General features: G+C 73.9%; 7 protein-coding genes. 3 read left to right on the top strand and 4 right to left on the bottom strand.

Annotation, left to right across the window (positions count from 1 at the left end):
• Window positions 1-415 precede the first annotated feature (415 nt).
• Window positions 416-2,212, bottom strand: coding sequence for a gamma-glutamyltransferase (gene ggt / locus AB0G28_RS48710; RefSeq protein WP_361106334.1), 1,797 nt, complete (start codon window positions 2,210-2,212; stop codon window positions 416-418).
• A gap of 124 nt (window positions 2,213-2,336) precedes the next feature.
• On the opposite strand from ggt, the gene AB0G28_RS48705 reads away from it, so the two are divergent.
• Together AB0G28_RS48705 and AB0G28_RS48700 are read left to right on the top strand one after the other, a co-directional pair.
• Window positions 2,337-3,686, top strand: coding sequence for a hypothetical protein (locus AB0G28_RS48705; RefSeq protein WP_361106331.1), 1,350 nt, complete (start codon window positions 2,337-2,339; stop codon window positions 3,684-3,686).
• 170 nt (window positions 3,687-3,856) lie between these two features.
• Window positions 3,857-4,696: a helix-turn-helix domain-containing protein gene (locus AB0G28_RS48700; RefSeq protein WP_361106328.1), complete on the top strand. Its 840-nt coding sequence runs from the start codon at window positions 3,857-3,859 to the stop codon at window positions 4,694-4,696.
• Here the strand turns inward: AB0G28_RS48700 and AB0G28_RS48695 are convergent.
• Window positions 4,677-4,934, bottom strand: a complete 258-nt coding sequence (locus AB0G28_RS48695; protein WP_361106325.1) for a hypothetical protein — start codon at window positions 4,932-4,934, stop codon at window positions 4,677-4,679. The two genes, AB0G28_RS48700 and AB0G28_RS48695, sit on opposite strands and share 20 nt — an antisense overlap.
• 231 nt (window positions 4,935-5,165) lie before the next feature.
• Between AB0G28_RS48695 and AB0G28_RS48690 the strand changes: the two genes are divergently transcribed.
• On the top strand, window positions 5,166-5,705 hold the full coding sequence (locus tag AB0G28_RS48690) for a DUF6318 family protein (RefSeq protein ID WP_361106322.1): 540 nt from the start codon (window positions 5,166-5,168) through the stop codon (window positions 5,703-5,705).
• Between the two features lie 7 nt (window positions 5,706-5,712).
• Here the strand turns inward: AB0G28_RS48690 and AB0G28_RS48685 are convergent, their stop codons facing one another.
• A complete protein-coding gene (locus tag AB0G28_RS48685; RefSeq protein ID WP_361106319.1) occupies window positions 5,713-6,453 on the bottom strand; it encodes a helix-turn-helix domain-containing protein in 741 nt (246 codons plus the stop codon).
• Between the two features lie 5 nt (window positions 6,454-6,458).
• Window positions 6,459-8,213, bottom strand: a complete 1,755-nt coding sequence (locus AB0G28_RS48680; RefSeq protein ID WP_361106316.1) for a copper resistance protein CopC — start codon at window positions 8,211-8,213, stop codon at window positions 6,459-6,461.
• Between the last annotated feature and the right edge of the window lie 116 nt (window positions 8,214-8,329).

Below are 8,329 nucleotides of genomic sequence, written 5' to 3'. Positions count from 1 at the left end.
TCCCGCGGGGCCCGATCCCGATCTCGTCTGGACATCCGCAACTCCTGAACACTCAGGTGTTGCAACCACCCCTAGAAACCGCCGAGTGGCGGGGGCCTGGCAGAGTCGCGCCCGGATGCCGGGCACGCAGGTCCGCCCGCCGCCCGAGTCCCCGGCCCGCCCTCCTTGACCGCTGCGACGCTGGTCGCCGAGGTCTGCCACGCTACCGAAGGTCGCGAATGAGTCATTGGGGACCTCGCACGTCCCGAATTAGTCATTCGCGACACCCGGCCAGCAGCGCACAGCACCACTTCCACCACGGAGCACCGCGGCAGCGATCGACTTTTGCCGGAACCGTGCCCGGAGAGGGCGGGGGCTGCGTTGGGGGGCGCCAGGGCGATGTCGGGCGCAGGCGAGACCACGCCCGACGGCCGACCTACCAGTTCGCCGGGTACACCACCTGTGCCGCCCCTTGGCCGCGCCGGACCGGTTCCGCCGCCGCCAGCCAGCGGCCGTCGCGCAGGCGCTCCACCCCGGTTGCCGCTCCGATCTCCGCCGGCGCCGTCGAGAAGCCCTGGCCTCGGGCCTTCAGCACCGCCGTCTCCGGCTGGTCGAGGAAGGCCTGCTCCACCTGGGCCGCCGCCGAGTTGCGCTGGGAGGCGCGCGGGGCCGCGATCGCGTCCTCCAGGGACAGGCCGCGGTCGATGCGGCCGGTCAGCACCTGCAGCACCGTCGTGATGATCGACGCGCCGCCCGGTGAGCCCGTCGCGAAGAACGGCCGTCCGTCCTTCAGCACGATCGTCGGCGCCATCGACGAGCGCGGCCGCTTGCCCGGGCCCGGCAGGTTCGGGTCGGGCACGCCCGGCGTCACCGGCGTGAACGAGAAGTCGGTCAGCTCGTTGTTGAGCAGGAACCCGCGGCCCGGCACGACGATGCCGCTGCCGCCCTCCTGCTCGATCGTCAGCGTGTAGGCGACGACGTTGCCCCACTTGTCGGCGACCGTCAGGTGCGTGGTGTTCTCGCCCTCGTACGGCGTCGGCGCGGCGGTCGCGCCCGCGGCGCACGGCGTCGGGTGCCGGGGGTCGGCCGGGGCGACCGGGCTGGTCGCCGCCTTGTCCTTCGAGATCAGGCACGCCCGTGTGTCCGCGAAACGCTGGCTGAGCAGCTCGCGCGCCGGGACGTCGATGACGGCCGGGTCGCCGATCCAGCGGTTGCGGTCGGCGAAGGCGAACCGCGTCGACTCCAGGAAGTACTGCAGGTAGTCGGCCTTGCTCGCGTGCTTCAGGTCGAAGTTCTCGAGGATGTTGAGCGCCTCGCCGACCGTGAGCCCGCCCGACGACGGCGCCGGCATGCCGTAGACGTCCAGACCTTCGTAGCGCGCGTGGGTCGGGTCGCGCTCGATCGCCCGGTAGGCCGCGATGTCGGCGGTGGACAGCTTGCCGGGCCGGACGTTCAACGTCGAGGCCGGGTCCTTCGGCGGCTGCTGCACGGTCTTCGCGATGTCCGCGCCGATCGGACCGCGGTACAGCGCGTCGACGCCGTGGCGCTCGAGCTGCGCGTAGGTGTCCGCGAGGTCGGGGTTGCGGAAGACGGTTCCCGGGGTGGGCGGCGCGCCGCCCGGCAGGTACAGCGACCGCGTCGACGGGAACGCCGAGAACCGCGCGGCGTTGTTCGCGACCTGCGTCTGGAACGTCTGGTCGACGACGAACCCCTTGCGCGCCAGGTTCTCCGCGGGCTTCAGCGACTTGGCCAGCGACCGCGTCCCCCACTTGCGCAGGGCCTCCGACCACGTCGCGGGCGTGCCGGGGACGCCGACGCCGAGGCCGCTGGTGACGGCGTCGTTGAACGGCAGCGGCTGGCCGTTCTCGACGAACAGGTTCGCGTCGGCGGTCTGCGGCGCGGTCTCGCGGCCGTCCAGGGTGTGCACGCGGTGGGTCTTCGCGTCGTAGTAGACGAAGAACCCGCCGCCGCCGACACCGGCGGAGAACGGGTCGGTGACGCCGAGCGCGGCGGCGACCGCGACGGCCGCGTCGACGGCGTTCCCGCCGTCGCGCAGGACCTGGGTGCCGATCGCGGTGGCGTCGGCGTCGATGCTGGCCACGGCACCGCCGAAACCGACGGCGACCGGCGACTTCGGCGTGGGGGTGGCGGCTGAAGCGGGCCCGGCCGCGACGGTCGTGACGAGCGCGGCCGTGGCGGCGATGACGAGGGTGCGACTCCGGTGCGCGGACATGCGGGCGAGTCTGCCCCTTGCCCCAGACGGCTTCAAGTCGCCAACCGACTAATGCCCCTACGCGGATCGCGGGCGAACCGGAAGACTCGGCTCCGGAGGCCGTCCCCGACGTGGAGGGAAACCCGTGCGCTTTTCCGCCCTGCTCCCGCTGCTCGCCGCCGTGCCGGTGTTCGCGTTCCCCGGCGTCGCGACGGCCACCCCCACCTGCTTCGACACGGCGGTTCCGCTGACCGTGGAGGAACAGCGGCTGACCGCGACGATGCCGGCCGGCGGACCCGCCGTCGGCCCCGAGCTCGTCCGGCTGGCCGGGTTCGACTCCTTCGTCGCCGAGGTGAAGCACGATCTCTGCGCGGCGCGCACGCCGAGGCGCGCCGAACACGTCGTCACGCAGGCCGGTGACCGCCTGTGGCGGACGGCCGTCGACCGCGCCCAGGGCCGCCGTCCCGACCTCGGCACGCTCGACCGCTTCGACGACCGGCCGCTGTACTGGGCACGGCTGCAGCTCAGCAGCGCGGTGCGGCAGTGGGTGCCGTCCTTCTCGTTGCCAGACCGCCATTCGATGCTGTCGGCGTTCGACCGCGGCTCGCGCGGCCTCGACGACGTCCGGTTCCCGGCCGGGAAGACGCGGCGGGTCATGGTGAGCGGGTTCGACCCGTTCCAGCTGGACGGCTCCGGCGTCCGGATCTCGAACCCGGCGGGGGCGTCGGCGCTGCAGCTCGACGGACGGGTCCTCGACACGCCGTCCGGCCCGGCCGTGGTGCAGGCCGTGAGCTTCCCGGTCGTGTGGGGGTACTTCGACGAGGGCATCGTGGAAGCGGCGTACGGCTCGGCGCTGCGCGACCGCACGCGGCGGCCGGACGTGCTGATGACGATCAGCCAGGGCCGCCCCGGCCAGTTCGACATCGAACGCTGGGCCGGCAACTGGCGCGGCGGCTTCCCGGACAACGACAACGTCTCGGTGACCGGTGCGGTGCCACCGGCCGCGGGCTGGCCCCAGCCGGACGTCCAGTTCATCGAGACGACGCTGCCGTACCCGCGGATGCTCGGGGTGACCGGCGCCTACCCGGTGAACTTCAACGAGGCGTTCTGCGTGTGGCCGGACCCGGCGCACCCGGGCACGGGAGCGACGGTGTGCCGTTCGGACGCCCCGGCCCCGGGCGAGATCGCGGCCTCCGGCGGCGGCGGGAACTACCTGTCGAACGAGTCGATGTTCCGCAGCAACCGCGTCCGCCTCGGCCTGGGACTGACGTCGGTGGCCGGCGGCCACCTGCACACCCCGGTGCTGGGCCAGCCGGCGGACCCGGTGGCGCTGACGGACGCGGACTTCGAAGCCCGCCGCCAGGCGATCGCGACCCAGGTGATCGCCTTGGCGACAGCCGCGGCCGCGGGCCCGGACGCGGGAAGTCCGCGCCGGACAACGGAATCCGCGCGGGCGGCGGTGGAGTCCCTGCCGGGCACGGTCCTGACCCGCTGACCCCCGACAGCGCACATCCCGCCGACGGCAACTCCTGATCACCTTCGCGCGGCCGAATGTGACCGGTGTTACAACCAGGTCACCGGCGGTGGGCGTCTTGCCCGGTTTCCGACCCCAAGGTTCACTTGCGGATAACCGGCACTCTCGCGAAGTTCCCTATCGTCGGAACCTTGACGATCAAGACTTCGGGCGACGCGCGCAGCCTGCCAGCCGAGGCGCTGGAAGTCCTGCGTCGACGAGCCGTGGCAGCGGTCGAAGCCGGCGTGTCCCGGACCGAAGTGGCGCGCGCGTTCGGGGTTTCGCGCAAGACGGTGGGCGCCTGGGTGCAGGCCTACCGCGCGGCCGGTGACGACGCGTTCCGGCCGAAGCCGCGCGGCCGCCGCCCGGGTGAGCAGCTGGCACTCTCCCCGCCCCGCCAGGCGGCGACGCTCGAGGCGATCATCTCCGGCTCGCCGGAGACGCACGGCCTCCCCCACCGGCTGTGGAACCGCCAGGCCGTCGCCGAGCTCGTCAACCACCGGTACCGGATCCTCCTCAGCCCCACGACGGTGACGCAGTACCTCCAGCGCTGGGGCCTCATCGACGACCGGGCGCTCGCGCCGGAGCAGGCGCGACGCCGGCTCCCGCGGCTGGTCCCGGTCCAGCGGCCCGCTCCGGCGGGTGCCGAGCCGTGGCCGCACGCCGAGGCGCTGTGGCTCGGCTGGACCCGCCCGCACGCCCCGCCGGACACCGGCCTGGTCACCTCGGGGCACAACCTGCTGACCGGGTTTCGGGACCACTTCGGCGACGTGCACGTGCTGTTCGCCGTCACCAGCCGGGGGATGCTCCACTTCCGGGCGCGGCGCGGGCCGTTCGACGCCGCGGACATCACCGGCTTCCTGAGTGAGCTGACCGCCCGGACCGGCCGCGGGCTCACCGTCGCCGTCGGGCCGTGGCCGGCCGGGGCACGCGGGTTCCTGCGGTCGGTCCCCGCCGGCCTACCGGTCCGGTTCATCCTGCCGCCAGGTTGACGACCGGCCCGCCGTCCCGGCGGGGGTGGGGCGAAGGCCGGGCCGGGAAGAGCCGGTCGACCGCGGCGAGCGCGCACTCGGGGCAGATCCGCACGTGCGGTCTCCGGTGCTCGTCGATCCGGTCCATGACCAGCTCGGTGTACCGGCCCTGGCTGCACAGCGAGATCGTGCTGCCCGGCAGGACCGTGTGCACGCGGCCCGGGTAGAGATCGGTGGTTCCCCAGCACAGGTTCGGCATTCCGGTACTCCTCGGTTCGATCCGGCGAATTCCCGGCCCCTCCGGCGGTCGTTTCCGATACGGGTCTTCCCGAGCATAAGCCCCGGCAATCCCGGAGTCGACGAAAACAATACGACTCACAGATACTTCACCGTCCACGTAAAACGCAGGTGGGACCGTCGTAACGCACCATTAATGGAACGACTCCGGAATTTTGCCATCGCCGCGGGAAACTGTGGCATCCTCCGGTCCATGCGCACACCCCGGGCCGGCCGCTGGGCCGCGATCACGTTCGCCGCGGGCCTGTCCGCCGCCGCGTGCACCCCCGCTCCGGACACTCCCGCGGCACCGGCGACGGCCACCGCGACCGTGCCGCCGATGCCCGCCCCCGCGGGCAAAAGGGACGCACAGGGCGCGACTTCGTTCGCTTCGCACTGGCTGGACCTGGTGGACTACGGCTACCGCACGCTCGACGCCGGCCCACTGCGCGAGCTGGCCACGCCGAGCTGCCAGGCCTGCGCCCGGCTGGCCGAGCAGCTCGACCGGGACAAGGCCGCCGGGGCGACCTACCGCGGTGGCCGGATCCATTTCCGCAGCGCCGTACCCGAAGGGCCGCCGGAGAAGCAGACCGTGACCGCACTGTTCGACCAGGACGCATTGACCGTGCTCGACCGCGCGGGCGGCACGACCGAAATCGTGCCCGCCAACCGCACCATTTTCGTGTTCGCGCTGGAATGGGCCGGCACCGCGTGGCGGACGACGGCGATCAAACTGGGCGTCGAAAAATCGTGAACGCCCGTCAGAGGAAACGGACGGTGATCCGGTCGTCCGGCGCGCCCGGCCAGGTCCGCACCAGGCCGGTCGCCCGGGCGGGCCAGCGGCGGACCACCACGTCGATCGGCCGCGCGAGCTGGTCGGCCAGCCGCCTCAGGAAGTCCGCCGCCGAGGCGGCGTCGAAGGGGGCCGTCCGGACGTCGAAGAACAGCGAACCGCGGGGGCACACCGCCAGGAGGACGTCGAGCCCGGACGGAGTCCGGTGCCACACCAGCCGGACGACCTCGGCCGCCCGCGACTGCGCCGGGTCGATCCCCGGCTGGACGTCGAGCACGCCGGGCCCGGGCAGCAGGTCCCAGCGCGCGAGGTAGCCGCTGACGGTCCTCGGGCTGAGCGTGATCCGGAACTCCCGGTTGACCAGCTCCGCGATCGCCTGCCGGGTCCACACCCGGTACGGCAGCCCGGCCTCCTCCGGGGTCCGCCCGGTGATGGCCTCGAGCGTGGCGGCCTGCCGGCCCGGCGACAGCGCCAGCTGCTCGCCGGGGCGCCGGCCGCGGGTGCGCGGGCGGAACGCGTCCTCGCCGAGGTCCCGGTAGGAGCTCACCCAGCTGCCGACCGTCTTGCGGGAGACGCCGAACAGGCGGGCCACCTCACTGCGCGACAGGCCGGATTCCACCGCGGCGACCGTCCGGCGGCGCAGTTCCTCCAACGCGGCCTCGGGCAGCCGCCGCGCGTCGCGCCGGACCATCTTCTCCCCTGACAGCACGGCGTTCACCGGACCCCGAGCGGGATCCGGACCGTCGCCTGGTCCACTTCGGACATCCGGACGACCACGGCGAGCTCCCACTGCCCCGGCATGCCGATCGAGGCCCCGGCGACGTAGTGGCCGAGCCCGGCGTACTCGACGCGGACCGGCAGCGGGCCCACGGCGCGGTCGGGCAGCCGCAGCTCGGCCCGCAGCTCCGCCACTTCGTGCGGCCGCGACTGCGTGTCGAGCACCGACAGGTGCATGGTGTTCGGCCCGATCCGCCCCGGCGAGATGTCGACCGCCAGCTGCCCGCGACCGGCCGGGCCACCGGCGTCGAACGGCAGCACCGTGGTCACCGGGCCGGTGTACGCCGGGATCTTCGGCGCGGCGGCCTCCCGCACGACCTGGGCCTGGGCGGGTTCCACGCTGACCAGGGCCGCGGTGAACCCGAGGACGACGACGGCGACAGCGGCTTCGAACCCGACCGCCCGCCGGAAGCGCCGCACCTCCGGCTCCGGCGGGCCGTACCGGGCGCGCCGTCGCCGCTCCGCCGGCGTCGAGGGCTCGCCGTAGGCCCGGTGCACCCATCGCCGTGCGACGCCTCCCAGCGCGACGAGCACGGCGACCAGCGCCAGCTTGCCGACGAGGATGGTGCCGTACGTGGTCCCGATCAGCGCCGACGGCGTGCCGACCTGGCGCCAGGCTTCGAACGTGCCGGTGACCACGAGAACGACGACGCACACCGCCGCGACCCGGGAGAAGCGGGGCACGGCCTCCTGCGGTCCGGCGACGTCGCCGGTGCGCCGGAGCAGCACCAGCAGCGCGACCAGCCCGCCGATCCAGACGCTCATCGCCGTCAGGTGCACGGTGTCGGCGGCCAGCGCGAAGCCGACGTGTTCCCCGGCGGCGCTGTGGTTGGCGAGGCTCCACGTCGACGCGAGCGCGATCCCGGCCGCGAGCACGGCGCCGCCGTGCCACCGCGGGTTCCGCGGCACGGGCGACCCCTTCGCGAGCCAGACCGCCACCGCCGCCAGCAGCACCAGCCGTATCGCGAGCACGACACCCATCCGGCTGCCGAGCGTCGAGCCGAGCAACCCGAAGTCGCCCACCGCGGACAGCGGCCGCCCGGCGGCATACGGCCCGTACGCGGCGAGGCCGAGCACGGTCGCCGAGACCAGCGCCGCCCAGCCGAGCCACAGCAGCCGCCGGTCGCCGGTCCTTCGCACGCCGCCCGGCCGGCGCAGCGCGGCCAGGAACGCCGCGCCGAGCAGGACGGCGAGACCCCCGTACCCGAGCCAGCGCACCACGCCGTACGCCGTCGCGGTCAGGCCGTCGCCGCCGGACGAGGCCGGGGCGGTGGCCGCGTCCGGCGCCGGCGTCGGCTGCCCGACGCTGAAGCTGAACGCGCCCTGCACCGGGTGCGAGTCCGCGGACACCACCCGGTAGGCCACCGTGTGGGTGCCGGTCGCCAGCGTGTCCGGCACGGTCACCGCGATCACCTCGCGCCGCTCGTCCGGGTGCACCGGCCGCGGCAGGCCCTCGACGGCGTCGCCGCGCGGGCCGAGCACCCTGATCTCCGCCAGCCCGACGTCCACGGGTTCGTTGAACCGCAGGGAAATCTGGTGGGGCGAGGCGTCGACGACCTGCCAGTTGCCCGGGGTGGTGTCCAGCAGCACGGCGTGCGCCGACGCGGTACCCGGGAACAGCACCAGCACGAGGAGCGCGAGAACCGTGGCCGTGGCGGCGGCCGCGGGCCGCCGGGTCGTTGCTGCGAGCACGAGGTTCCTTTCGCGGGCGGAGGGGACGGGCAGGAAGGCGGTGGCCCGGCCGAGGACCGGTCGGCCGGGCCACCCCCCCCGTGAAAACCCCACCCGAGGCGTGGGAGCGGCCGGGG

The organism is Amycolatopsis sp. NPDC021455 (assembly GCF_040640995.1).
GTDB lineage: Bacteria > Actinomycetota > Actinomycetes > Mycobacteriales > Pseudonocardiaceae > Amycolatopsis.
The sequence above is the reverse complement of the archived record's forward strand: the minus strand, read 5'-3'. Positions and strand labels throughout refer to the sequence as shown.

Coding starts and splice junctions, on each gene's coding strand:
- AB0G28_RS48695 (WP_361106325.1), bottom strand. CDS start 4,934: ATGCCGAACCTGTGCTGGGGAACCACCGATCTCTACCCGGGCCGCGTG.
- ggt (WP_361106334.1), bottom strand. CDS start 2,212: ATGTCCGCGCACCGGAGTCGCACCCTCGTCATCGCCGCCACGGCCGCG.
- AB0G28_RS48690 (WP_361106322.1), top strand. CDS start 5,166: ATGCGCACACCCCGGGCCGGCCGCTGGGCCGCGATCACGTTCGCCGCG.